Source organism: Pseudomonas sp. 2835 (assembly GCF_050435905.1).
Taxonomy (GTDB): Bacteria; Pseudomonadota; Gammaproteobacteria; order Pseudomonadales; family Pseudomonadaceae; genus Aquipseudomonas.
Genome location: NZ_JBNDLE010000003.1, coordinates 185373 through 210630, shown reverse-complemented (window position 1 = coordinate 210630; position 25258 = coordinate 185373). Strand labels below are relative to the sequence as shown.

Annotated in this window: 24 protein-coding genes; 11 read left to right on the top strand and 13 right to left on the bottom strand. The window is 63.8% G+C overall.

Annotation, left to right across the window (positions count from 1 at the left end; genetic code table 11):
* Positions 1-2 precede the first annotated feature (2 nt).
* The 7 genes from ABIE20_RS05125 to ABIE20_RS05095 all read right to left on the bottom strand — a co-directional run bounded on the left by ABIE20_RS05125 (position 3) and on the right by ABIE20_RS05095 (position 9030).
* Positions 3-1100, bottom strand: coding sequence for a DUF1513 domain-containing protein (locus ABIE20_RS05125; protein ID WP_429503342.1), 1098 nt, complete (start codon positions 1098-1100; stop codon positions 3-5).
* Between the two features lie 2 nt (positions 1101-1102).
* A complete protein-coding gene (locus ABIE20_RS05120; protein WP_429503340.1) occupies positions 1103-2167 on the bottom strand; it encodes an imelysin family protein in 1065 nt (354 codons plus the stop codon).
* Positions 2168-2182: 15 nt separating this feature from the next.
* Positions 2183-3610, bottom strand: coding sequence for a di-heme oxidoredictase family protein (locus ABIE20_RS05115; RefSeq protein ID WP_429503338.1), 1428 nt, complete (start codon positions 3608-3610; stop codon positions 2183-2185).
* 150 nt (positions 3611-3760) lie between these two features.
* The gene (locus ABIE20_RS05110; protein WP_429503337.1) at positions 3761-5098 is read right to left on the bottom strand and encodes an imelysin family protein; all 1338 of its coding nucleotides are present in this window, start codon (positions 5096-5098) and stop codon (positions 3761-3763) included.
* Positions 5099-5247: 149 nt separating this feature from the next.
* Positions 5248-7329, bottom strand: a complete 2082-nt coding sequence (locus ABIE20_RS05105; RefSeq protein ID WP_429503687.1) for a putative bifunctional diguanylate cyclase/phosphodiesterase — start codon at positions 7327-7329, stop codon at positions 5248-5250.
* Positions 7330-7644: 315 nt separating this feature from the next.
* On the bottom strand, positions 7645-8241 hold the full coding sequence (locus ABIE20_RS05100) for a superoxide dismutase (protein WP_045197403.1): 597 nt from the start codon (positions 8239-8241) through the stop codon (positions 7645-7647).
* Between the two features lie 189 nt (positions 8242-8430).
* The gene (locus tag ABIE20_RS05095; RefSeq protein WP_093379874.1) at positions 8431-9030 is read right to left on the bottom strand and encodes a LysE/ArgO family amino acid transporter; all 600 of its coding nucleotides are present in this window, start codon (positions 9028-9030) and stop codon (positions 8431-8433) included.
* A 123-nt stretch (positions 9031-9153) separates the two neighbouring features.
* Here ABIE20_RS05095 and ABIE20_RS05090 point away from each other — a divergent pair, with 123 nt between their 5' ends.
* The 3 genes from ABIE20_RS05090 to ABIE20_RS05080 all read left to right on the top strand — a co-directional run bounded on the left by ABIE20_RS05090 (position 9154) and on the right by ABIE20_RS05080 (position 12031).
* Positions 9154-10044 (top strand): LysR family transcriptional regulator ArgP, encoded by an 891-nt coding sequence (locus ABIE20_RS05090; protein ID WP_429503334.1) that lies wholly within the window; start codon positions 9154-9156, stop codon positions 10042-10044.
* Positions 10045-10096: 52 nt separating this feature from the next.
* On the top strand, positions 10097-11101 hold the full coding sequence (locus ABIE20_RS05085) for an NAD-dependent epimerase/dehydratase family protein (protein WP_429503332.1): 1005 nt from the start codon (positions 10097-10099) through the stop codon (positions 11099-11101).
* 87 nt (positions 11102-11188) lie between these two features.
* Positions 11189-12031, top strand: a complete 843-nt coding sequence (locus tag ABIE20_RS05080; RefSeq protein WP_429503330.1) for an ATPase — start codon at positions 11189-11191, stop codon at positions 12029-12031.
* Positions 12032-12158: 127 nt separating this feature from the next.
* On the opposite strand, the gene ABIE20_RS05075 is transcribed toward ABIE20_RS05080, so the two are convergent.
* From ABIE20_RS05075 to ABIE20_RS05065, 3 genes are read right to left on the bottom strand one after another with little or no spacing between them, the layout of a single operon-like run.
* Positions 12159-13208 (bottom strand): alkene reductase, encoded by a 1050-nt coding sequence (locus ABIE20_RS05075; RefSeq protein WP_429503329.1) that lies wholly within the window; start codon positions 13206-13208, stop codon positions 12159-12161.
* Between the two features lie 17 nt (positions 13209-13225).
* Positions 13226-14395, bottom strand: coding sequence for an MFS transporter (locus tag ABIE20_RS05070; RefSeq protein WP_429503327.1), 1170 nt, complete (start codon positions 14393-14395; stop codon positions 13226-13228).
* Positions 14396-14408: 13 nt separating this feature from the next.
* On the bottom strand, positions 14409-14711 hold the full coding sequence (locus ABIE20_RS05065) for an ArsR/SmtB family transcription factor (RefSeq protein ID WP_038998919.1): 303 nt from the start codon (positions 14709-14711) through the stop codon (positions 14409-14411).
* A 154-nt stretch (positions 14712-14865) separates the two neighbouring features.
* On the opposite strand from ABIE20_RS05065, the gene ABIE20_RS05060 reads away from it, so the two are divergent.
* Complete coding sequence (locus ABIE20_RS05060; RefSeq protein WP_429503325.1) at positions 14866-15438, top strand: ACP phosphodiesterase; 573 nt, start codon at positions 14866-14868, stop codon at positions 15436-15438.
* On the opposite strand, the gene ABIE20_RS05055 is transcribed toward ABIE20_RS05060, so the two are convergent.
* Complete coding sequence (locus ABIE20_RS05055; RefSeq protein WP_429503323.1) at positions 15435-16220, bottom strand: lysophospholipid acyltransferase family protein; 786 nt, start codon at positions 16218-16220, stop codon at positions 15435-15437. The genes ABIE20_RS05060 and ABIE20_RS05055 overlap by 4 nt on opposite strands.
* The gene (gene olsB / locus ABIE20_RS05050; protein ID WP_429503321.1) at positions 16220-16975 is read right to left on the bottom strand and encodes an L-ornithine N(alpha)-acyltransferase; all 756 of its coding nucleotides are present in this window, start codon (positions 16973-16975) and stop codon (positions 16220-16222) included. Before olsB ends, ABIE20_RS05055 begins: the two co-directional genes overlap by 1 nt.
* Positions 16976-17108: 133 nt before the next feature.
* On the opposite strand from olsB, the gene ABIE20_RS05045 reads away from it, so the two are divergent.
* From ABIE20_RS05045 to ABIE20_RS05025, 5 genes are all read left to right on the top strand, one after another.
* Positions 17109-17996: an acyl-CoA dehydrogenase gene (locus ABIE20_RS05045; protein WP_429503319.1), complete on the top strand. Its 888-nt coding sequence runs from the start codon at positions 17109-17111 to the stop codon at positions 17994-17996.
* Positions 17997-18059: 63 nt separating this feature from the next.
* Complete coding sequence (locus tag ABIE20_RS05040) at positions 18060-19136, top strand: serine hydrolase domain-containing protein (protein WP_429503686.1); 1077 nt, start codon at positions 18060-18062, stop codon at positions 19134-19136.
* The gene (locus tag ABIE20_RS05035) at positions 19133-19429 is read left to right on the top strand and encodes an amidase (protein ID WP_429503317.1); all 297 of its coding nucleotides are present in this window, start codon (positions 19133-19135) and stop codon (positions 19427-19429) included. The genes ABIE20_RS05040 and ABIE20_RS05035 overlap by 4 nt, the downstream gene beginning before the upstream one ends.
* A 45-nt stretch (positions 19430-19474) precedes the next feature.
* The gene (locus tag ABIE20_RS05030; protein ID WP_045197427.1) at positions 19475-20056 is read left to right on the top strand and encodes a YceI family protein; all 582 of its coding nucleotides are present in this window, start codon (positions 19475-19477) and stop codon (positions 20054-20056) included.
* Position 20057: 1 nt separating this feature from the next.
* Positions 20058-21215, top strand: coding sequence for a phospholipase D-like domain-containing protein (locus ABIE20_RS05025; RefSeq protein ID WP_429503315.1), 1158 nt, complete (start codon positions 20058-20060; stop codon positions 21213-21215).
* Between the two features lie 129 nt (positions 21216-21344).
* Here the strand turns inward: ABIE20_RS05025 and ABIE20_RS05020 are convergent, their stop codons facing one another.
* On the bottom strand, positions 21345-22868 hold the full coding sequence (locus tag ABIE20_RS05020; RefSeq protein WP_429503313.1) for a fumarate hydratase: 1524 nt from the start codon (positions 22866-22868) through the stop codon (positions 21345-21347).
* A gap of 316 nt (positions 22869-23184) precedes the next feature.
* Between ABIE20_RS05020 and ABIE20_RS05015 the strand changes: the two genes are divergently transcribed.
* Positions 23185-24297 (top strand): diguanylate cyclase domain-containing protein, encoded by a 1113-nt coding sequence (locus ABIE20_RS05015; protein ID WP_429503311.1) that lies wholly within the window; start codon positions 23185-23187, stop codon positions 24295-24297.
* Positions 24290-25228, top strand: a complete 939-nt coding sequence (locus tag ABIE20_RS05010) for an iron-sulfur-binding ferredoxin reductase (protein ID WP_429503309.1) — start codon at positions 24290-24292, stop codon at positions 25226-25228. The genes ABIE20_RS05015 and ABIE20_RS05010 overlap by 8 nt, the downstream gene beginning before the upstream one ends.
* Positions 25229-25258: the final 30 nt, after the last annotated feature.

Below are 25258 nucleotides of genomic sequence, written 5' to 3'. Positions count from 1 at the left end.
TTTCAGACCAGGTGCAGGTGGTTGTCCCAGAGCCCCGACGGCAATTGCAGGGGCTGGCCGATCAGCTCGGGCTTGCGGCAATCGTACAGGCGGCAGCGGCCCTGGCCTGAGGTCACGACAAAGCCGTCGGCCACCGCGCCGACACCGGCGCAATCGGGCATCGGTGCATCCAGGCGCACCTGGGCGCTGTCCAGGTCCCAGATGAACAGGCGGTTTGCTCGTGGCGCGGTCAGGGCCACCAGGCGCAGCTCGTTGTGAATGGCGACGCTGGCGGTGTAATGGGCCATGGACTGCAACTGCTGCTCGGGCACCGGGAAGGCTTCAAAGGCCTGGCCCGGGCGCTTGATCGCCAGCAGCTCGGCAGTCTCGTGGCTGGCGCCCATGAACTGCTGGCCGGCGACGATGGTGCCGTCGGCGGCGATCGCCAAATGGCGTACGCTGTTCATCTGCTGGCCGAGTACTTCTTTGCTCAACAGGGTGCCGTCGCGCTGCATCAGCACCAGGCTTGGCTGCATGGCATCGAGGTTCATCTCAACCCGGCTTTCGGCTTCGGTGCGAATGCCGCCGTTGGCCACTACCAGGGTCTCGCCATCGGGCATCCACGACACCTGGTGCGGGCCGATGCCGTGGGTCGAGATTTCGCCAGTATGGCTCAGGCGCTCGCCGTCGAAACGGTAGACACCGAGCACGCCACGGCCAGGGTCAGTGGTGTCGTTCTCGGTGGCGTATAGCCATTCGCCGCTCTTGTGGATCACCGCATGGCCGTAGAAATGCCGGTTCGGCTGCGAGGTGATGGTCTGCAGCAAGCGGCCATCGCGCAGGTCGATCAGGTAGCTCTCGGTGCCTGGGCGGCGGGCGACGAACAGGGCAATCGGCTGCTCGGGATGGTTGATGATGTCGTGGCAACGCTGGCCGACCTCGGTGGCGAACACCTGGGTGCCGTCCAGGCGGTAGCCGACGGCGTAGTGCTTGCCGTCGCCGTCGTCACGCGCCGAGAGCAGCAGCGGCGTGCCGACCTTGTTGCGAAACAGGGTCCAGCCGCCGAGGGTGAGGGCGCTGAGCACAACGCTGCCGAGTTTAAGAGCCTGGCGTCGCAACATGATCAGTCACCGTCGTTGGCGTTGAAGCCCAGCTGGATGCCCAGCGCCTTGGCCAGCTCGCCTTCGTGCAAGCGGTGGACGACGTTGAGGCTGTCGTAAAGGGTATTCAGCTGCTGGCGACCGGCTTCGTCGTCGAGCAACTCGCCCAGGGTTTTCTGGTTGCCGGCCAGCAGTTTGGAGGCGTTGGCGTAGGCGGCGTCGATCTTGTCCGCCAGGGCTTGCTGGTCTTTGCCCAGCAGGCCGCGCAGGCCTTTGTTGTCGACCCCGACCCAGACGGTCTGGGCAGCATTGAGGCTGGCTTCCAGGCTTTTCAGCGAGGAGTGGCTGCGCCAGGCTTCGGCCTGCAGCGGCTGCGGGATACCCTTGCTCAGGCGGCCCATGGGCGCGCCGAGTTTTTTCTTCAGGGTATCCAGGGCGGTAACCTGGGCCCGCAGCAGGTCGGCGATGGCCTCGTGGGAATCGGCGTAGCGCTGGTTGGGGAATTTGGTCATCTGCGCGAGCATGCCGTCGGTGCTGTTCCAGCCTTTGAGGATTTCCTCGGCCAGGGCCTTCTGGTGCTCGCCGATGGCCACCAGCAGCGGGCAGTAGCGGGCTTTCTGTTCGGCGTTGGCGGCATCCGGCTTGCTGTCGAAGAGGATGTACTCGTAGGCCGACAGGCCGCGCACGACGACACTGGATTTGCCCAGGGTTTGGGCGTCGACCGGCTTGTCACCGTTGACCAGTTGCTCGACCTGACGGCCGACCAGGTTCTTCTTGTCGGGCCAGAACTGCACCTGCCAGGCGCGGTTGCCTTCGGCCAGCGGGCCGATCAACAGTGGCTGAAGCTCGGCCCAGGCTTTTTGCGCATGGAGGAAGTCGGCGCGGGCAGTGGCCAGGTCCGCCTTGCCTTCACAGAAGGCCAGGGCACTGACGGCCAGCTGGCGGTCGGCTTCGACCCAGCGGCTGTAGGTCGGCAGGATCACCTGTTTGGCGATTGCCGCCGAGGTCACCGCTTGCGGGTCTTGCGGCGAGCAGGCGCCGAGGGCGAGGGCGGCAAGGCTGGTGAACAACAGTTTGGGACGGAACATGCCCGGCTCCTTTGCTTAAAGTGAATTCAGGAAAGCCAGCAACGCGGTGAGTTGCTCGGCGTTGAAGCTCAAGACGTACTGTTTGGCCGCTTCGGCCTCGCCACCGTGCCAGAGCACGGCTTCGAGCAGGTTGCGGGCGCGGCCATCGTGAAGAAACTGGGTGTGACCGCTGACGGTCTCGTTCAGGCCGATGCCCCACAGCGGCGGGGTGCGCCAGTCCTGGCCGCTGGCGGCGAACTCGCTGCGGTTGTCGGCCAGGCCCGGGCCCATGTCATGCAGCAGCAGGTCGCTGTAGGGGCGGATCAGCTGGTTGGCCAGCTCCGGCTCGGCAGCGTCGCTGGCGGTGGTGAATTGCGGTGTGTGGCAACTCTGGCAACCGGCCCGGTGGAACAGGTTCTTGCCGGCCAGCACCCGGGTCGAGTCGACGTCCTTGCGCACCGGCACCGCCAGGTTGCGGGTGTAGAACAGCACCAGGCGCAGGATGTTGTCGCTGACCTCCTGTTCGCCATTGGCACCGTTGCCGTTGGCGGCGTTGAGGCAGTCGGTCTGCGCCGGGGTGCAATCGTCCATAGGCCGCAGGCTGGTGGTCAGGCCCATGTCGCCGGAAAACGCGTGGACGTTCTGCTGATTGAGGTTTGGCTGCCCGGCCTTCCAGCCGAAGCGGCCGACCACGGTCTTGCCCTGGGCATCGTCCCAGACCCGGTTGGCGCGGCCACGGATGCCATCGCCGTTACGGTCGTCGGGGTCGGCGTTGGCCAGGATCGCCGCCTCGGGGATGGCCTCGAGCAAGCCCAGGCCGATCATCGGCGGGGCGACCCGGGCCGAGAAGCGCGTATCGGGGTGCATCGGTCCGTAGCCCAGCTGGGTGATCTGCAGCCGCGGCTTGCGCAGTTCGACCGCAGTGCCGTCCTTGAAGGTGACCTGTTGCGTGTCGTATTCGACCCGCACCTTGCCTTCGGGAGCGACCCCGGGTACCGCCATGTCCTGTAACTGACCGCCATACACCGGCTCCGGGACGATGCCCAGTTGCTCGATGACCTTGGCGTACTGCGGCTGATCGGGGATCGACAGGCGCACCAGCATCGACACCGCGTTGGCGGCGTTGGGCCCGGGCGGGTGGCCGCGGCCGTCCTTGATGTGGCAGTTCTGGCAGGCATTGGTATTGAACAGCGGGCCCAGGCCATCGCGGGCGGTGGTGGTCGACGGGGCGATCACCCAGGGGCTGCGGAAAAAACTGTTGCCGACACTGAAGTCCAGGCGCCGGCTCGGCGGCAGGTTGGCCGAAGGCATGGAGTAGGCGTTCTGGTCACGCTTGTTCACCGTCGCCTTGCCACCGGCCAGCGCTTCACCGGGCTCGGCCTGGGTGAAACGCGGTGCGTCGTCGCAACCGGCCAGAAGAGCGACCAGAAGCAGGGGACTGAGACGGGGAAGCAACGAGGACATCAATAATCCTGGGGCTTGGGCAAAAAACCGGCGTGCAAGCTTAGCAGGCTCAGGGTAATTGAATAAGAGGGATTTGCGTTTGCTGGATGAAATCCATCGTGGGGCATAAAAAAGGCGACCCGAAGGCCGCCTTTGTTGACCGCTGCTGAATCAGAACTCGTGATCAGCGCTGTCGGGTGCCAGGTTGGCGATGCCCAGTTTGCTTGCGGCCTGTTCGATCGCACCGGTCTGCTTGACCAGGGCGGCGATGGCGTCACGTACGATCTGGTTGCCGGCAGCGTTGTCGGCCGCGATCAACTGGTCGTAGTGCTCGCCTTTGGCGGCATGGTCGACCATCACCTGGATCTTGGCTTCGGTTGCTTCCAGGTCAGCCTTGAGGGTGGTGTCGGTAGCCGCGTCGATCTTGGCCACCAGCGACGACAGGCTCGGGCCACTCAGCTTGGTGCCGTCGGTGCGGGTGTACTCGCCCAGGTAGACGTTGCGGATGCCCTTGGCGTCGTAGAAGTGCGAGTTATGGGTGTTGTCGCTGAAACAATCCTGCTCGTCTTCAGGCGAGTTGGCTTCCAGGGAAACCTTCATGCGCTCGCCAGCCAGTTCGCCCAGCGACAGGCTGCCCATGCCGAACAGCATCTTGCGCAGGCCGTCGGTAACCGGCTCGGCTTCGAGGGTGGCGCGGTAGTTGGTGGCGACGTTCGGTGCCCAGTTGCCGACCATTTCCTCGAGGTCGTTGACCAGCAGTTGGGTCACGGCTTTGAGGTAGGCACGGCGGCGCTCGTTGTGGCCGCCGGTAGCGCCCTGGCCTTCCAGGTAGTCGGAGGCTGGACGGGCGCCGGCGCCCGGGCCGGTGCCGTTGAGGTCCTGGCCCCAGAGGAGGAATTCGATAGCGTGGTAGCCGGTGGCAACGTTGGCTTCGGAGCCGCCCAGTTCGTTCAGGCTGGCGAGTTTCTCCGGGGTGATGTCCTTGACGTCAACCTTGTCTTCGCCGACCTGGACTTCAGTATTGGCAATGATGTTGGCAGTAGCGCCAGGGTTGCCCAGGGCATGCTCGTAGCTCTTGTCGACGTAGTCGATCAGGCCTTCGTCCAGCGGCCAGGCGTTCACCTGGCCTTCCCAGTCGTCGATGATGGTATTGCCGAAGCGGAACACTTCGCTCTGCAGGTACGGTACACGGGCAGCGACCCAGGCGGCTTTGGCAGCGTTCAGGGTTTCGTCGCTGGGCTTGGCGAGGAAGGCGTCGATCGCGGTTTGCAGGGTCTTGGCGGTGCTCAGCGAGTCGCTGTAGACGGCATGGACCATGTCGGCGTAATGCTTGACCACGGCCTTGGCCGCTGCCTCGTCGACGGCGCCAGCGGCAGCAGGGGCGGTAGCCGAGGTGGTGGCCGGGGCTTGCGGTGCGGCGGCTTTGTCCTTGTCCTTGCTGTCGCCGCAACCGGCGAGAGAGATGGCAATGGCCAACAGACTGGCGGTGGCTAGAGGCATACGAATCATGGCGAATTCCTGCGTCGAGAGGTTGGACAGGCGTACCGTGGGCACGCAAAACTGCAACATAATGCGAAAGATTTGCATTTTGTGTAAAGGGGCAGTCACGTAAATATTCAAATGCGTGGTTCGGCCACTTCGGGCAATGCGTACAGGGGTTAGAGAATCGAAACCTGGTTGCGCTGGGCCTGTTTGAGGAACGCGGTCAGCTCCCGGGCCGGCAGGGGTTTGCTGTAGTGGTAGCCCTGACCTTCATGGCAACCCTGGGCGATGATGTAGGCTTCCTGTTCCGCCGTCTCGACCCCTTCGGCAATGACCTGCATGCCCAGGCTTTTGCCCAGCTGGATGATGGCCCGGACGATGGTGGCATCGTCGTCGTCATCGAGCAGGTCCTGGACGAAGCTCTTGTCGATCTTGATCTTGTCCAGCGGCAGCGACTTCAGGTAGCTGAGCGATGAGTAGCCGGTACCGAAGTCGTCAATGGCGATCAGCGCCCCGGAACGGCGCAGGCTCAGCAGGTGCTGGGCAGCAGTGCTGATGTCTTCCATCAGGCCGGTTTCGGTGACTTCCAGCTCCAGGCTGCGCGGTGGCAGGCGGTAGATCTGCAGCAGGTTGTTGACCACCCGCGGCAACTCGTTGTGGTGCAGTTGCACGGTCGACAGGTTGACCGCCATGCGCAGTTCGCTGAAGCCCTGGTCATGCCAGTCGCGCAGCTGCCGGCAGGCCTGGTCGAGTACCCACTCGCCGATGGTGATGATGTTGCCGTTCTGCTCGGCCAGGGGGATGAACTGGTCCGGCGGGACCATGCCCAGCTCCGGATGCTGCCAGCGCAGCAGCGCCTCGACGCCGACTACGCGATGGTCGCGGTAGCTGATCTGTGGCTGATAGACCAGGAACAGCTGGTTGCGCGGCAGGGCTTCGCGCAGGTCTTTTTCCAGCTCGCGGCGCCGGCGCATCTCGCTGTCGACACTGGCGATGTAGAACTGGTAACGGTTGCGCGAGCGGGCCTTGGCCAGGGTCATGGTCTGCTCGGCCTTTTGCAGCAGCTTCTCGGTGCTGTCGCCGTCTTCTGGGAAGAGGGTGATGCCGATGGTGGCGCGCAGGCGGATTTCCTGATGGTCGAGGGCGAACGGTGCCTCGAGGTCATCGAGAATGCTCTGGGCAAGTTCCGCCGCTTCGTAGGGCTGCTCGATATCGGCCTGGACCAGGGCGAACTGGTCGCCGCCCAGGCGTGCCAGGGCACCGAGGCGGCCACTGTGAGCGCGCAGGCGGTCGGCCAGGGCCAGCAGCAACTGGTCGCCGGCCTGGTAGCTGAACTGCTCGTTGATGCCCTTGAAGTCGTCAAGGCCGACGCACAGTACCGCCACCCGGCGTTGCAGGCGGCCGGCGTCGACCAGGATCTTGTCCAGTTGCTGCTGCAATTGCTGGCGGTTCGGCAGGCCGGTGAGGAAGTCGTACTGGGCCATGCGCAACAGGCTGTTCTCGGCTTCGTGACGCAGGTGGGTGTTGCGCTCGATCGAGGCCAGCAACTGGTTGGCGGTATTGACCCACAGGCCCAGCTCGTTCTTTTCGTGGCCCTTGATCAGCGGCAGCTGGTGCTGGCTGGGGCGATCGGGGTTGATCTGGGTGAGGTGTTCGATGATCTTCGACAGCGGCTTGGTCAGCATCCAGTGATAGACCAGGTACAGCACCAGGCCCATGGCCAGGGCGCGCAGCACGCCGGAAATGAAGATGATCACCGAACTGACCAGGAAACCCTCGCCATAGGAGGCAGTGTCGAGGGTGATGCTCAGGTCGCCGTAATATTCGCTGTAGGGGCCGCGGCCGACCAGCTGGGTGGTGAAACTGCGCTCCTGGCCGAGGATCAGGTCGGTCAGCCAGCGGCTGGAAACCTCCTGCAGCGGGCGGGATTTTTCCGCCAGCATGGTCTCGTTGGGATGGCCGATGGAGGCCATGCGCACAGACTCGTCCTGGAACAAGCCCTCCATGACCTGCATGCCCATTTCCTTGTCCAGGCTGTACACCGCCTGGGTCGAAGGATCACGGAACATGTCGAGGATCCGTTGGGCGTCATTGGCGACGGCCTGGCGGGTCTTGTAGGCATCAAAGACGATCTGCGCACAACTGAGAACTACACCGACGACCAACGCCGAGAGCAGTACTACCCTGAGCAACTTGACCGATAAGCTGTTCTTGAGTTCCAGCTTCAATGGGGTTTCCTTAATCCATGCGCATGGCATCATTTTGCCATCAATCTTGGCAATCCACTATCGGCCGTCAACAGGACTTCACCAGCTCCTTCAGGGTGCATTTTTGCACCAGGAGCAGGTTGGCTGCCTGCCGTCACTGTATCGGTTGCCCGGCCTCGCGACTTTAATCCCTGGGAACGAGTTTCCCAACGTTTGATGTTAGCGTGCTCTGCGTGCGCGGCAAGATGCACAGCGAGTGAATAGGATGAAAAATGTTGCAGCGCAGATGCGCATAAAAAAGCCCACCGCTAGGGTGGGCTTTTCGGTCGCTCGATACCTTGTGCAAGGTATCGCTCAGCAGCCGGCTCAGGCAGTGAAGGTTTTGCCTTCGAACTGCTCGGCAACGAACTTCCAGTTGACCAGGTTCCAGAACGCCTCGACGTACTTCGGACGTACGTTGCGGTAGTCGATGTAGTAGGCGTGTTCCCAGACGTCGCAGGTCAGCAGCGGAGTGTCGCCGTTGGTCAGCGGGTTGCCGGCGCCGATGGTGCTGGCCAGGGCCAGGGAACCGTCGGATTTTTTCACCAGCCAGCCCCAACCGGAACCGAAGGTGCCGACCGAAGTCTTGGTGAACTCTTCCTTGAACTTGTCGAACGAACCGAACGCGGCGTTGATGGCTTCAGCCAGGGCGCCGGTTGGTTGGCCGCCGGCGTTTGGCGCCAGGCAGTTCCAGTAGAAGGTGTGGTTCCAGACCTGAGCGGCGTTGTTGAAGATACCGCCCGAGGAGGTCTTGACGATCTCTTCCAGGGTCTTGCCTTCGAACTCGGTGCCTGGCACCAGGTTGTTCAGGTTCACGACATAGGTGTTGTGGTGCTTGTCGTGGTGGTATTCCAGGGTTTCCTTGGAAATGTGCGGCTGCAGGGCGTCGTGGGCGTAAGGCAGCGGCGGCAATTCAAAAGCCATGGTGATTCTCCTAATCAGGTCTGTTGCGGTGAGCGCAAGGCCGATCACGGGCGGCCGGTGTGCGTCGGCGAGTTTGTACTCTTTGCGACGCAAGGGCTGGATCATAGCACCGGGCCCGGTGCTTAACCACGCAACAAGTGTATGGGAAAGAGGTTCCAGAGCCTTTGCCGGTGCCGGACGAGCGGCGCTTCAGGTAAAGATCAACTGCGCCGCCACGGCAAACATCATTACCGCCACCATCAGGTCGAGCAGCCGCCAGGTGCCTGGGCGCGCCAGCCACGGTGCCAGCCAGGCGGCGCCCAGGGCGAGGGTGAAGAACCACAGCAGCGAGGCGCTGGCGGCGCCGGCCACGTAGGCGCCGGGAACGGTTTGCTGGGCGCCCAGCGAGCCGATCAGCAGCACCGTATCAAGGTATACATGAGGGTTGAGCAGGGTCACCGCCAAGGCACTGAGCAGCACCGCCCGGCGCGAGCGAAGGCCCTGGCCCTCACCTTGTTGCAGGCTTTGTTGCGAGCAGGCGCGCAGCAGCGCCTTGCCGCCGTACCAGATCAGGAACACCGCGCCGCCCCAGCGAGCCACCGCCAGCAGGGTCGGGTTCTGCGCCAGCACCGTGGCCAGGCCGAACACGCCTGCCGCCACCAGGATGGCATCGCAGACCACGCACAGCGCCGCCACCGGCAGGTGGTGTTCGCGGCGCAGGCTTTGCGCCAGGACAAAGGCGTTTTGCGTGCCGATCGCCATGATCAGGCCGAAGGCGACCAAAAGGCCGTTCAGGTAGCTCTGCCACATAGGGGAAACTCCACAGGACGCCCGCAGGGCGCGGGCGCAAATACAAAAGAAGATGCTGGCCATTGTGGGGATTTCATCTGTATAAGAAAAACAAATAAAGCTGATCAGGCATTAGGAAAATTAATGTTCGATTACAAACTGCTTTCTGCCCTCGCTGCCGTTATCGAGCAGGCCGGTTTCGAGCGTGCCGCCCAGGTGCTGGGCTTGTCGCAGTCGGCGATTTCCCAGCGCATCAAGCTGCTTGAGGCACGGGTCGGCCAGCCGGTGCTGGTGCGCGCCAATCCGCCGAGCCCCACCGATGTCGGCCGGCGCCTGCTCAACCATGTCCAGCAAGTACGTTTGCTTGAGCGCGACCTGCAGAGCCAGGTGCCGGCGCTGGACGAAGAGGGCATGCCCGAGCGTCTGCGCATCGCCCTCAATGCCGACAGCCTGGCGACCTGGTGGGCAGGCGCTGTGGGCGAGTTCTGTGCCGATCAGCAAGTGTTGCTCGACCTGGTGGTCGAAGACCAGGAAGTCGGCCTCAAACGCATGCGCGCCGGCGAAGTGGCGGCCTGCCTGTGCGGCAGCGAACGGCCGGTGGCCGGCGCGCGCAGCCTGATGCTCGGCGCCATGCGTTACCGGGCGCTGGCCAGCCCGGCGTTCATGGCCCGCTACTTTCCAGCGGGCTTCGATGCCGCGCGCCTGTCGCGCACACCAGCGCTGGTGTTCGGGCCGGATGACTTTCTTCAGCACCGTTACCTGGCTTCGTTAGGTATTCAGGACGGCTTCCTCCATCACCTGTGTCCATCGTCCGAGGGCTTTTTGCGCATGACCGAAGCGGGCCTGGGCTGGGGCCTGGTGCCGGAACTGCAGGTGCGCGATCAGCTGGCCAGCGGACGTCTGGTAGAAATATCCGCGGATAAACCCATCGATGTGCCCTTGTACTGGCATCATTGGCGCAATGGCGGGCAGTTGCTCGGCCAACTGACGGATCACCTGCGCCTGACAGCCGGGCAGTGGCTGGTGCCCTTGTAGGCACTGGCGGCGTCAGCAGTATCTGAAAAACCTGTTTTAGGCGGAGTGCTACATGCGAATTCTGGTCACCGGCGCAAGCGGCTTCATTGGCGGGCGCTTTGCGCGCTTTGCCCTGGAGCAGGGCTTTGACGTTCGGGTCAACGGCCGCCGCGCCGAAGGCGTCGAGCACCTGGTGCGGCGTGGCGCGCAGTTCATCCCGGGAGACCTGAACGACCCGGAGCTGGCCCGGCGCCTGTGCCAGGGCGTTGAGGCGGTGGTGCATTGCGCCGGTGCGGTGGGCAACTGGGGGCGCTACCAGGACTTCTACCAAGGCAATGTAGTGGTCACTGAAAACGTCGTCGAGGCCTGCCTGAAGGAGCATGTGCGGCGCCTGGTACACCTGTCATCGCCGTCGATCTATTTCAATGGCCGTTCGCAATTGGGTATCACTGAAGAGCAGGTGCCGCGGCGCTTCCATGACCATTACGGGGCCACCAAGCACCTGGCCGAACAGAAGGTTTTCGGTGCCCAGGAGTTCGGCCTTGAAGTGCTGGCCCTGCGTCCGCGCTTCGTTACCGGGGCCGGCGACGTCAGCATCTTTCCGCGCTTGCTGCAGATGCAGCGCAAGCGGCGCCTGGCGATTATCGGCAACGGCCTGAACAAGGTCGACTTCACCAGTGTGCAGAACCTCAACGAGGCGTTGGTCAGCGCCTTGCTCGCCGATAACGCGGCGCTTGGCCAGGCTTATAACATCAGCAACGGTCAGCCCTTGCCGTTGTGGGATGTGGTCAATTATGTAATGCGGCAAATGCACCTGCCACAAGTCACCCGTTACCGCTCCTACGGCCTGGCCTACAGCCTTGCCGCCTTGAACGAAGGTGCCTGCCTGCTCTGGCCGGGGCGCCCGCAACCGACCCTGTCGCGCCTGGGGATGCAGGTGATGAGCAAGGACTTCACCCTCGACATCAGCCGCGCCCGGCAGTTTCTTGATTACCGCCCCGGCGTCAGCCTGTGGTCGGCGCTGGATGAGTTCTGTGGCTGGTGGAAAGCCCAGGACCTTCCGTCCGGCAAGCATTGAACCGGTACTAGGCTCTGCGGTCGATCAGTGCGCTGATCAGGCTTTATACTACTGACCATTTGCTATCACCGTGGTTGAAGGGATCCCATGCGTAACAATGCCCCAGATGATTTTGATAACGTGCCGACCTTGATTGCCGGTAGCCGCGATGACGATGATGTCGTCCCGGTTGCGGGTGTGCGTCGTGGCGGTGCGGCGGCCGCGCATGCTCAGCCCAAGGCAGCCAGCACCGGCCCGCTGTGGGCATTGATCGGCGCCTCGTTCATTGCCTTGGCGGGCCTTGGCTGGTGGAGCTTTCAGCAGATTTCGCTGATGGAGCAGCAGCTGGTTGCCACCCAGGAGAGCTTTGCCCGCATCAGTGAAGAAGCGGCGGGGCGCCTGCAGGCGATCAGCGGCAAGGTTGCGGCCAGCGAGAGCAGTGTCAGCACCGACAGCGAAGCCCTGAAGTTGCAGATCAAACAGTTGCAGGCGAGCCTCTCCGAGCAGGGCCGGCAGCAGCAAGGTGTGGCCGGGCAGACCGGCGATCTGGGTAAACGCCTGGAGCAGGTACTGGCGCAGGCCAGCGAACAGCAGGCGGCCAATGCCAAGTTGCAGGAACAGTTGCAGGCACAACTCAAGCGTGTGAATGACGAGTTGGCGGCGGTGAAGGCAGCCCAGGTGGATGGCGGCAAGCTTGAAGGTGAGCTCAAGAGCTTGAACGCTGACGTGGCAGCTTTGAAGAAGCAGGGCAACCCATCAGCGGCGATCCAGCGCCTGGAGCAAGACCTGATCGTGCTCAAGAGCGAGCAGGAGAACCGCCCGGCAGCGGCGGCCAGCAGTGGCGCCTCGACGGCAGAGTTCGATGCGTTTCGTGGTCAGGTGACGCGCAATATCAATACCTTGCAAAGCCAGGTGCAGAACCTGCAACAGCAGATCAACGCCCGACCTTGATCAGCGTTAAACAGGGCCGCTGTTGCGGCCCATCGCCGGCAAGGCCAGCTCCCACACTGGATCTGCTTGCAGCGGACTTTGTGGGAGCTGGCCTTGCCAGCGATGGGTTGCACGGCAGCCCCAAGGTTTACAGTCGCGGATAATCGATATAACCCACCGGTCCCTTGGCATAGAAGGTCTCCGGCCGCGGTTCGTTCAGTGGCGCATCCGCCGCCAGTCGCGCCGGCAGGTCCGGATTGGCAATGAACGGAATGCCGAAGGCCACTGCATCAGCCTTGCCACTGGCCAGCGAAGCATTGGCGCTGGCTTTGGTGAAGCGCTCGTTGACGATGTACGGGCCGCCAAAGGCTTCTTTGATCAGTGCGCCGATGCTGTCGTCGGCTTCCTTCTCCCGCGAGCAGATGAAGGCAATGCCTCGCTTGCCCAGTTCGCGCGCTACATAAGTGAAGGTCTCGGCGCGGTTGGCGTCGCCCATGTCATGGGCGTCGGCGCGCGGTGCCAGGTGTACGCCCACCCGTTGCGCACCCCAGACTTCGATCACCGCGTCAGTCACTTCCAGCAGCAGCCGAGCACGGTTCTCCAGCGAACCGCCGTACTGGTCATTGCGCTGGTTGGTGCTGCTCTGCAGGAACTGGTCGATCAGGTAACCGTTGGCCGCATGCACTTCAACGCCGTCGAAACCGGCCGCCTTGGCATTTTCGGCACCGGTACGGTAGGCCTCGACGATGTCGGCGATTTCTGCGGTTTCCAGTGCACGCGGGGTCGGGTAATCGGCCAGTGGACGCACCAGGCTGACATGGCCTTTAGGCTGGATGGCGCTCGGTGCAACCGGGGTTTCACCATTTAAGTAGCTGGGGTGGGAGATCCGCCCTACGTGCCACAGCTGCAGGAATATCCGCCCGCCGGCGCCATGCACGGCCTTGGTCACGTTGGTCCAGCCACGCACCTGGTCGTTGGACCAGATGCCCGGGGTGTCCGGGTAGCCGACGCCCATCGGCGTGACCGAGGTCGCTTCGCTGAGGATCAGCCCGGCACTGGCGCGTTGCACGTAGTACTCGGCCATCAGCGCGTTGGGCACCCGACCTTCATCGGCGCGGCAGCGGGTCAGCGGGGCCATGATGATGCGGTTCGGCAGCACGAGGTCGCCGAGGGTGATCGGATCAAAAAGCGTCGTCATAAATACCTCAAGGCTTATCAGTGAGTGGCAGGTGCCAGTTCGGCTTTGTTGCCGCCCTGGCTGAAGGTGATCAGGGTGACGATCAGCGCCAGTACCGCCAGCGCTGCGGCGGCCAGGGGCACGCGGGTCAGGCCCAGGCCCTGGGCGATGACGGTGCCGCCAACCCAGGCGCCGAGGGCGTTGCCCAGGTTGAAGGCGCCGATGTTCAGGGTCGAGACCAGGTTCGGCGCGGCCTTGCCGAAGGTCACCACGTTGACTTGCAGGGCAGGCACGGCGGCAAACGCGGCGGTAGCCCAGAGGAACAGGGTGATCTCGGCCGGAATCAGCGCGGCGCTGGTCCAGCTCAGCACCGTGGAGACCACAGCCATGCTGGCGAACACGCCGACCAGGGTGGCGCCCAGGCGTTTGTCGGCCAGCTTGCCGCCGACGATATTGCCCAGGGTCAGGCCGACGCCGATCAGCAGCAACGTCCAGGTCACGCCCCGTGGCGAAACGCCGGTGACATCGCCAAGCAGCGGCGCGACATAGGTGAACAAGGCGAACATCGAGGCCGAGAACAGCACGGTCATCGACAGCGACAGCCAGATGCCGGCGCCTTTGAGCGCAGCCAGTTCGGCGCGCATGTCGAGTTTCTCTTCGTCGTGGCGAAACGGCAGGAAGCGGATCAGGCCGATCAAGGCAATCACACCGATCACGGTCACCGCCCAGAAGGTCGAGCGCCAGCCGTATTCCTGGCCCAGCGCGGTGCCCAGCGGTACGCCGAGGACGTTGGCCAGGGTCAGGCCGGTGAACATCAGGGCGACGGCCGAAGCGCGGCGGTTGGCCGGCACCAGGCTGGCTGCAACCACCGAACCGATACCGAAGAAGGCACCGTGGCACAGGGCGGTCACCACCCGGGCGAACATCAGCAGGTTGTAGTCGCTGGCCACCGCACACAGCAGGTTGCCGACGATGAACACGCCCATCAGCGCAATCAACGCCGCTTTACGCGGCAGGCGCGAGGTGGCCAGGGCCATGAACGGCGCACCAATGGCCACGCCCAGGGCGTAACCGGTGACCAGCCAGCCGGCGCCGGGAATCGATACACCCAGGTCTGCCGCCACATCGGGCAGCAGACCCATGATGACGAACTCGGTGGTACCGATGGCGAAGGCGCTTAGCGCCAGGATTATCAGCGAAAGGGGCATTGCAAGGTCCTTGTCAGAGCTCTTGGCTCATCTGCTGGAGGAAGGCCTGGATGGTTTCCTCGTTGCGTTTGAAAAAATGCCACTGGCCAATCTTCTGGCTGCTGATCAAGCCCGCGCGCTGCAAGGTCGCCAGGTGGGCAGAGACGGTCGACTGCGACAGGCCGCAGCGTTGATCGATCTGCCCGGCACACACACCGTGTTCGGTGCTGTGGTGCTGGTCGGGGAACTGCGCGTCGGGGTCCTTCAGCCAGTTGAGGATTTCTCGCCGTACTGGGTGGGCCAGGGCTTTTATTATTTCGTCGAGATCGAGAGGCATGGTTGGGCTCGTGGTTGTGTAGCGGTATATCGCGATGGGGCGAAATATAAATCGGTATTTCGCGATATACAAATATGATGTGGTTCTGAGTTCAGCGTAAATCGTTATATCGGGTTATAACGATACAGGTGGCGGGGTGCTAGAATCCCTGCCCATGAACTACCTCGCACACCTTCACCTGGGCGGTCAGCAGCCGGAGCAATTGCTCGGCAGCCTCTATGGTGATTTCGTCAAAGGGCCGCTGCAGGGGCGCTTCCCTGCGTCGCTGGAGGCGGCGATCCGTTTGCACCGGCAAATCGATGTCTACACCGACAGCCATCCGTTGGTGCTGGCGGCGCTGGCGCGTTTTCCGCGGGAGCGGCGGCGTTATGCCGGCATCATCCTCGATGTGTTTTTCGACCATTGCCTGGCTTTGCACTGGCAGGACTATGCCGAGCAGCCGCTGGGCCAGTTCACCGACCGCGTGTACCGGGTGCTCGCCGCCGAGCCGGCCTTGCCCGGGCGCCTGGCGCAGATAGCGCCGTATATGGCCGCCGATGACTGGTTGGGGTCTTACCGCGAGTTCGCAGTGCTCGAGCAGGTGTTTCGCGGCATCGCCCGGCGCCTGTCGCGGCCTGAAGGCATGGACGGTGCGATAGAGGAGGTGGCGGCGTTGTACCAGCCGTTGCTGGATGACTTTCGCACTTTCTATCCAGAGCTGCAGCGCTTCGCCAGGGCCAATACCTAGGCGGCCCTGGCCCGGCGTTGCGCTTGGGCAACCGGCTCGCTGCCGAACAATGCCTGCTGGATTGCCTGCTGCGCCTTGAACGCCAGGGCGGCGCGTTCTTCGCCGGCGCTGGCAATTGGCGCGAGCAGATGGATCTCGACCTCGGCGCAGTCATTGGCAAACAGCCGGAACAAGTGCGAGAGCAAATCGTCATTACCGATAAACGGTGCGATGGCATCGCTTTGGCCGTTGCGCAGGTAACGCAGGGCGACCGGCTGCAAGGGGGTTTGCGTATCGATGGCGCTGGCCAGCAGGCGGCCGTGGAAGGTGCGCAGGCTGCGCCCGTCGGTGGTGGTGCCTTCAGGGAAAATCAACAGCGCGCTGCGCTGTTGCAGGTGCTGGCTGATCTGCTGGCGCAGCAGTTGGCTGTCGTTGCCGCCACGGCGGATGAACAGGGTGCCGGCCTTGAGTGCCAGCCAGCCGGCAATCGGCCAGGTGCGCACTTCGGCCTTGGACAGGAACGACAGCGGTGCGAGCCTGCCCAGCAGGGGGATGTCGGTCCACGATACATGGTTGCTGACCCACAGCATCGGTTGCTGCGGCACCTGACCCACCACCCGCACCTTGAACGGCAGGGCGTTGCTCAGCCTGCCCATGAACAGCTGCGACCAGCGCTGGCGGCGTTCGGTCGAGGCTGGTACGCGCAGGCGCTCGTAGAGGGTGAAGAGTGCAGCCATGGCCAGGCCGAACAGCACCACCAGCAGCACCCGGACCACGCGCCCATAGACGCGCAGGCGCTGCATCAGACCGCCGCCTTGAAGTGCCGGGCATAGCGCGGGCACAATTCGTCGCGCTTGAGCAGGATGAACACGTCGGCGACCTGAAAGTCTTCGTCCCAGCACGGTTCGCCGCAGATCTTCGCGCCCAGGCGCATGTAGGCCTTGAGCAAGGGTGGCATCTCGGCGATGACGTTGCCTGGCAGGGCAAGGCTTGGCAGCGGGTTTTTCGGTTCGGCCCGCAGGTGCTCGGTACACAGGTAGCGTTCACGCAGGCGCTGCATGATTGCATGAGCCTGCACGCCGCCATCCTGCATGGGGATGCTGGCGCAACCCATCAGGTAGCTGTAGCGGCCCTCGTTGAGTACTTCGGCCAGTTCCGCCCAGAGCACGGCGATGGTTCCGCCGTTACGGTAGGCCGGGTCAACACAGGTGCGGCCCAGTTCGAGGATCGGCCCTTGCAGATGGCCGAGACCATGCAGGCTGAATTCCTCTTCGCTGTAGAAGCGCCCCAGACTGCTGGCGGCCTGATGGTCGAGCAGGCGGGTGGTGGCGACCAGGCGCCCGCTGTTCAAGTCGCGCACGCCGATGTGGCGGCAATGAATGTCGTAGTCATCCATGTCCAGGCCCAGTTCGGCGCCTTTGAGCTTGGCCTTGAATTCACCGCTGAATACGCTGAACCTCAGGGCCTGTGCTTCCTGCAGGGCTGCCGGGCCAACCAGGCGTTCGGCTTGCAGACGGCGTTCAGTGCTGTTGTCGCCAGAGCGAGCGATCCGAGTCATTGCGTGTCTCCATAAGCCAGCCATGGGGTTGCGGCCGGTCGACTTTGTTGTGCAAGCTCAGCCTAGGTAGATGCGGTGTCACCCCCGTGAACAATTGGTGATGCTTGTATGACAGCCCCCAAGGAGCGCTTCGATGGCCTGGCTGCAACGACTCAACGACCGACAGCGACACCCCCAGGCGGCCACGCTGGCCGACACTTATTCCAGCCTGCTGTCACGCCTGGGCCCGGTCAGCCCGTTCGAGCTGGCAGTGCTTGGCGGGCGGGCCATGGCCACCCCGGGCCTGGCCTTTCTGGTGGGTTACCAGGCGGCGCTGCGGGTGCTGTGGCCGAGTGCGCCGCAGAGCCTCGGTGCCTTGTGCGCCAGCGAGCGGCGCAGCGTGCGTCCGGCCGACATGCAGGTGCGCCTGGATGACCTGCGCCTGAGCGGCAGCAAGGACTTCGTCACTGCCGGGCTCGATGCCGAATGGCTGCTGGTGGCGGCGCGCTGCGAGCCACAAGGCCAGGGGCCCGAGCTGAGCCTGGCGGTGGTCTACGCCGGTGAGCCGGGTGTGCGCTTCGAACCGTTGCCGGCCTTGCCGCTGATGCCGGAGGTCGGCCACGCCCGCCTGCATTTGGACGGTGCGTTGTGCGAGCGCCTGGCAGGTGACGGCTGGGATGCCTACGTCAAACCCTTCCGCTCGCTGGAGGACCTTTATGTGCTCAGCGCTCTGTGTGCCTGGCTGTATGGTGTCGGCCAGGAATCGGGCTGGGCGCAAAGCCTGCAATTGCGCCTGATCGGCCTGCTCGGCGCATGCGCAGAAAGCACCCGCCAGTGCGCTGATGCCGCCGCCAGCCATTTGCTGCTGGGCGGCCTGTTTGCCCAGTTCAACGCCTTGAAGCAAGAAATCAACCAGGCGCTGCTGGCCAGCCCCGGCGAGTGGGCGAGCCTGTGGCAACGCGACCAGGGCCTGCTGGAGATCGCCAGCGCCGCCCGGGCCAAACGCCTGTCCAAAGCCTGGGCTGCCGCCGGACTGTCATGAAGCCCTGGCAGGCTGGGCAAACCCTGGCCTTGAGTACGCGGCATGAACAACGTGGCGTGGTGGATGGTGGCTGTGTTGGCCTTCAGCAAGGCCGTGCCAGCGCAGGAGCTTTGGCCCGTACCTGACTGGACGGTTGCGCCCGCTGCCAACCGCAGCGCCTGGCAGGCGCTGGAGAGTTATGCCTTCGCCCCTCGCGATGATCAGCAGCGCCAAGGGGTGCGCAGCGACGCACTGCTGGTTATCGCTGACGGGCGCATTGTTTATGAGCACTACGCTGCGCCCAGCACCGTTGCAACCGCGCACCTGACCTGGTCGATCAGCAAGAGCGTGCTGGCGACCCTGTTGGGCGTCGCTCATGGCGAGGGCCGCTTTGCGCTGCAGGACCCACTCGCGCGCTTCTATCCGCCGATGCGTGCCCATGCCCAGGTGCGTATCGAAGACCTGCTGCACTGGGCCAGCGGTCTGGACTGGCAGGAAGACTACGAATATGCGCCGCTGAAGTCTTCGGTGGTGGCCATGCTGTACACCCGCGGGCGCGGCGACATGGCCGGCTACGCCGCAGCCAGGCCGCAAGCGGCGAGCCCCGGGCAGCGCTTTCTCTATTCCAGCGGCGACAGCAACCTGCTGGCGGCGGCCCTGCGCGGCATGCTCGGCGATGCTGACTATGAGGATTATCCCTGGCACGCCTTGTTCGAGCCCTTGGGCATCAGCAGTGCAATCTGGGAGCGTGACGGTAAAAATACCCTGGTGGGTTCCTCGTACCTGTACATGAGCGCCCGCGACCTGGCCCGTATCGGTCTGTTGATGCAGCGCGAAGGCCGCTGGCAGTCACGGCAATTGCTGTCCAGTGACTGGGTGGCTTTCAATCGCCAGCCGTTCCTGCAGGCCAAGCCCCACCCGGGGGAGGCCAACCCGGGTGGGCACTGGTGGCTCAACCAGCCGCTGCCCGGCAGCCCGCCACCTTGGCCAGATGCGCCGCCTGATACCTTCGCGGCCCTGGGGCACTGGGGCCAGGCGTTGTATGTGCTGCCGGCGCAGAAGCTGGTGATCGTGCGCTACGCCGATGATCGTGACGCCAGTTACACCCACAACGAACTGCTCAAGCGGGTACTGGCCGCGGTCAACGAGGTTCGGCCATGAAGCGCGTGTTGCTGGTGCTGGTGCTGCTGGCAGGCAGCTGGGCCTGGTACGAGCGCCAGGCGCTGATGGATTTCCCTGGCATTCTCAGTGCCTACTCGGCCAAGGAGTATTGCTCGTGCCGCTATGTCATGGGCTTTGACCCGCAGTACTGCCGAGGTTACGTGCAGCAATACCTGCCGCTGAGTCGCCTGGACGAGGACGGGCAGCAGCGTCTGGTCAGTGCTGCCGGGCTGGGCGTCGAAAATCGTGCGCAGTGGCTGGGGCCGCGTGAGGGCTGTCGCTTGCTGCGGTGAAGGCAGCCGGGTAAGGTTGACGACCATTGTGTTACAGGATTTCACATGTTCAGTCTGCCGCGTCTTCTGCTTGCCCTGCTGGTCGTTCTCAGTCTCCCTGCCCAGGCCAACTGGCACCTGGACGGCGAATCGTCGCGCCTGTCGTTCGTCTCCAGCAAGAATGGCGACACCGCCGAGGTGCATCGCTTCCTCGTCCTGCATGGCAAGGTCGATCGCAAGGGCGCCGCTGAGCTGCTGATCGAGATGGACTCCAACAGCAGCAGCGTGCCGCTGCGTGACGAGCGCATGCGCAAGGAACTGTTCGAGTTCAGTAAATTCCCCGAGGCCAAGGTCAACGCACAGATCGACCTGCGTCCGATCAACGACCTGGCCAATGGCGCCCAGGTCGAGCTGCGCCTGCCGGTGACGGTCAGTCTGCATGGCAAGCAGCACAGCTACAGTGCCCTGTTGCTGGCCACGCGCCTGGATGAGCGGCGTTTTCAGGTGGTCACCCTGGAGCCGTTGATGCTGCGCGCCGATGATTTTGATCTGCTCCCCGGCCTTGCCACCCTGCGCAAGCTGGCCGGGCTCAAGTCCATCAGCCCGTCGGTGCCGGTGGCTGCGGTACTGATCTTTACGGCGCGCTGATATGGCCGGACCGGTCTTTCCCTGGCGCGATGGCAATCAGTTCGAGCTATTGATCGACGGTCCCGAGTTTTTCCCGCGCATGCTTACCGCGATCGTGCGCGCCGAGCACCAGGTGGACCTGGAGCTGTACCTGGTGGAGGCGGGCGCCTGCGCCGAAACCATGGTCCAGGCCCTGGTGCAGGCCGCTGAGCGCGGTGTACAGGTGCGTTGCCTGTTCGATGACTACGGCTCGCTGGCTTTTACCCTGAGCCTGCGTCAGCGCTTGCTGGCCGCCGGCGTCGAGCTGCGCTGGTACAACCGCCTGCGCTGGCGCCGGGGCTTTCGCAACCTGTATCGCGATCACCGCAAGCTGCTGCTGGTCGACCAGCATTGGGCGGTGGTGGGTGGCACCGGCGTTACCGACCAGTTCTGGACGCCCAACGAAGACGTTAGCGAATGGCACGAAGTGATGGTGCAGATGCAAGGTCCGCTGGTGGCCGACTGGCAGATGCTTTTCGACCGCCAGTGGCGGGCCAATCTGCGCCGCACGGCCTGGCGGCCGCCGACCCATTTCGGCCTCGCGCGCTTGCCGCGCATCCCGCTCAGTGGCGCCGGCATGGGCCGGGTGGCCTATGCCGACGCCCGCCAGCACCGGGATATCCTGCAGTCGCTGGTGCGCGCCCTGAACAGTGGCCAGCGGCGTATCTGGCTGGCCACGCCATATTTCCTGCCGACCTGGAAAGTCCGCCGCTCCCTGCGCCGCGCTGCGTCCCGCGGTGTCGATGTGCGCTTGCTGCTGACCGGGCCGCGTACCGATCACCCGTCGGTGCGTTATGCCGGCCATCGCTATTACCCGCGGCTGTTGCGCGCCGGGGTGAAAATCTTCGAGTACCAGCCGTGTTTCCTGCACCTGAAGATGGTGCTGGTGGATGACTGGGTGAGCATCGGCTCGTGCAACTTCGACCACTGGAACCTGCGCTTCAACCTTGAAGCCAACGTCGAAGCGATTGACCCGCCGCTGACCGCCGATGTGGCGGCAAGCTTTGAGCGCGACTTTGCCCAGAGCCTGGCTGTCGACCTTGTCCACTGGCATGCGCGACCATTGTGGAAGCGGGTGAAGCAACGCCTGTGGGGCTGGCTTGATCGGCTGGTGGTCAACCTGCTCGACCGGCGCAACTGAGCCTGTCGCACATGCATGAAGATCCACTGTGGGAGCTGGCCTTGCCAGCGATGAGGCCGGTACAGGTAATAAAAAAGCGGCAGGGGAGTAATCCACCTGCCGCTTTTTTGTATCAGCAAACCCTGAGGCTTACTTCACTTCCACCGCCAGGCTTTCAGCGATCTTGTGCTGCCAGATCGCGGGGCCGGTGATGTGTACCGATTCGCCGTTGCTGTCGACCGCGACGGTGACCGGCATGTCCTTGACCTCGAACTCGTAGATCGCTTCCATGCCCAGTTCGGCAAAGGCCAGGACCTTGGACTTCTTGATCGCCTGGGCCACCAGGTAGGCAGCGCCGCCGACGGCCATCAGGTACACGGCCTTGTTGTCCTTGATCGCTTCGATGGCGGTCGGGCCGCGCTCGGATTTGCCGATCATGCCCAACAGGCCGGTCTGCTCGAGGATCTGCCGGGTGAACTTGTCCATCCGCGTTGCGGTGGTCGGGCCGGCTGGGCCAACCACTTCGTCACCGACCGGATCAACCGGGCCGACGTAGTAGATGAAACGACCCTTGAGGTCGACCGGCAGTTCTTCGCCCTTGTTGAGCATTTCGACCATGTGCTTGTGCGCAGCGTCGCGACCGGTGAGCATCTTGCCGTTGAGCAGGATGGTCTCGCCCGGCTTCCAGCTCTGCACGTCTTCCGGGGTCAGGGTGTCGAGGTTGACGCGGCGGGCCGACGGGCCGGCTTCCCAGACGATTTCCGGGTAGGCGTCCAGCGATGGCGCTTCCAGGTCAGCCGGGCCGGAACCGTCGAGCACGAAGTGGGCGTGACGGGTGGCGGCGCAGTTGGGGATCATGCACACCGGCAATGAGGCGGCGTGGGTCGGGTAATCCATGATCTTGACGTCGAGCACGGTGGTCAGGCCGCCCAGGCCCTGGGCGCCGATGCCCAGCTGGTTGACCTTGTCGAACAGCTCCAGGCGGATCTCTTCGATGCGGTTCTGCGGGCCACGGGCCTTGAGCTCGTGGATGTCGATGGATTCCATCAACACTTCCTTGGCCATCACCGCGGCTTTCTCGGCGGTACCGCCGATGCCGATGCCGAGCATGCCCGGTGGGCACCAGCCCGCACCCATGGTCGGAACGGTCTTCAGAACCCAGTCGACGATCGAGTCGGACGGGTTGAGCATGGCCATCTTCGACTTGTTCTCGGAGCCGCCGCCCTTGGCCGCTACGTCCACTTCCACGGTGTTGCCCGGGACGATGGAGTAGTGGATGACCGCCGGGGTGTTGTCCTTGGTGTTCTTACGTGCGCCGGCCGGGTCGGCCAGGATGGATGCACGCAGGACGTTTTCCGGCAGGTTGTAGGCGCGGCGCACGCCTTCGTTGATCATGTCGTCCAGGCTCATGGTCGCGCCATCCCAGCGAACGTCCATACCGACGCGCACGAACACGGTAACGATACCGGTGTCCTGGCAGATCGGCCGGTGGCCGGTGGCGCACATGCGCGAGTTGATCAGGATCTGGGCGATGGAATCGCGCGCAGCCGGCGACTCTTCACGCAGATAGGCCTCATGCATGGCCTGGATGAAATCAACGGGGTGGTAGTACGAAATGAACTGCAGGGCGTCGGCAACGCTCTGAATCAGGTCGTCTTGCTTGATCACGGTCATGCAGCGCGCTCCTCTTAAAGACGGGAACATTCATTAAGGTATTCCGACGCGGACTGGCCGAGGTGTCGAAACGACCTTCAACAGGCGCCAACGCAAGGCTGTCGGCGCAAAAAAGGCGCGGCAGTATAGCGCGCATCCGCCGCCGGTACACGTACCAAAGGTCCCCACCAAGGTCGGCAGTGGCCGGGCACTGTTCTTGCCTGAGCGCCAGTCAGGGCCGATTTGTGCAAATATGGCAATTATTCCTCTCACACCCTAAAGTGGCGGTTGGCCATGCCTTATTCCTCTGCCCTGGCCAGAGCACGGTGAGCCACCTGTGACCGAAACAGCGCTGCAGAAGCTTCTCCTTAAACGCTTTCTTATGGCGGCCGGCACTTATCTGCTGGTGCTGGCGCTGGTCTGGATCGCGCTGTTGAGCGGACATCTGCAAGCCTCCAGCAACGTTTTGTTGGTGGGCAGCGGCTTGTTGCTGATGAGCCAATTGCTGCTCGGCTGGGTGTTTGCCAGCGGCCGCAACCTGCGCTTTGGTGACCCGAGCCTGACTGAATTCCAGGTGTTGCTGGCGATCGCCTGGCAGACCTGGCTACTGGCCCAGCTCGATCAGGGCCGCGGCACCTTCCTGATGTTCTACCCGCTGATTTTGATGTTCGGCCTGTTCCACCTGAGCGGGCGGGTGTTTGTGCGCTGTGCGCTGCTGGTGCTGTGCAGCTTCTTTGGAGTGATTGCCTGGGAGGCCTGGCAGGCGCCGCATTTCAACGGCTCGTTGCTGGCGTTGCAGGCCAGCGCCTTGTTGGTGGTGCTGGGCTGGTTATGCCTGTATGCCCGTTATGTGCAGGCTGCCCGCCAGCGCATGCGCCAGCGCCGTCACGCCCTGCAGGCGCACCAGGACACCTTGCGCGGCATGATGCGCCAGCTGGAAGATCTGGTTGCCACCGATGAACTGACCGGCCTGTTCAACCGTCGGCATTTCTTGAGCCTGGCCACCCGCGAGCTTGAGCGCATGGGTGCAGACAGCTGCCATGGCCTGGCGCTCATCGACCTTGATCATTTCAAACGCATTAACGATGTCTACGGTCACGCTGCCGGAGACCAGGTGCTGCAGGCCTTTGCCGCGATCGCCAGTGACTGCCTGGGCGATACCGCGGTACTGGCCCGTTACGGTGGTGAGGAGTTCGTGCTGTTGCTGCCTGATTGCAGCGAGGCGCAACTGTTCAGTTGTTGCGAGCGCCTGCGCAAGGCCTTCGCCCTGGCCCAGCCGCCGGCGGTGGGGTTGCGGGTCGAGCCGTTGAGTCTGTCCGCCGGGTTGACCCTGTTGGGTGTTGGCGACGACCTCGATGATGCCCTGCAGCGTGCCGACCAGGCCTTGTACCGGGCTAAACGCAGCGGCCGCAATCGCTGCCTGGCCGCGTGGGAGGTCGTCGATGCCTGAGTTACGGGTCGGTGAGCGGTACTGGACGGTGGCAGCGGGCTGTAATCTGCTCGACGCCTTGAATGATGCCGGGCTGGCGGTGCCCTACAGTTGCCGTGCCGGCAGTTGCCACGCCTGCCTGGTGCGCTGCCTGCAAGGCCGGCCGGCAGATGCCCGGCCCGATGCCTTGGCAGCAGACAAGCGTCAGCAAGGTTGGCGCCTGGCGTGCCAGTGCAGTGTCGAGGAAGACTTGCAGGTAGCCTTGTTCGACCCGCTCGCGGATGGCTTGCCGGCTAAAGTCAGCGGCCTTGACTGGCTGAGCCCGACGGTGCTGCGCCTGCGCCTTGAGCTACAAAGACCATTACGCTACCAAGCCGGCCAGCACCTGGTGTTGTGGAGCCCGAACGGGGTCGCGCGACCCTATTCTTTGGCCAGCTTGCCGGGGGAGGAGGGGTTTCTCGAGTTTCACATCGATTGCCGGCAACCCGGAGCGTTCTGCACCGCTGCGCGGCAACTGGGTATTGGGGCAACGCTGCGCCTGGGTGAGTTGCGCGGCGGCGCTTTGCATTACGATCCGGACTGGCAGGAACGCCCGCTGTGGCTGCTGGCCGCCGGCACCGGCCTGGCACCGTTGTGGGGGATTCTGCGCGAGGCGCTGCGCCAGGAGCACCACGGCCCGATTCGCCTGCTGCACCTGGCCCATGACGAGCAGGAGCACTATCTGTCGCAGGCACTGATGGCGCTTGCCAGCCGGCATCCGCAGCTGCAGGTCGAACTGCTGACCTCGCCGCAGTTGCCCCAGGCCCTGGCGGCGCTGCGCCTGCAGTCACGCCAGACCGTGGCCCTGGCCTGTGGCTCGGCGGCCAGTGTCGAGCAGTTTTCCCGACGCATGTTCCTTGCCGGGCTGCCGCGCAATCAGTTGCTTGCCGATGTTTTTATTGGCCACGCCTGATTCCCCGCAGGTAAAAAAAGGTTCTTCACG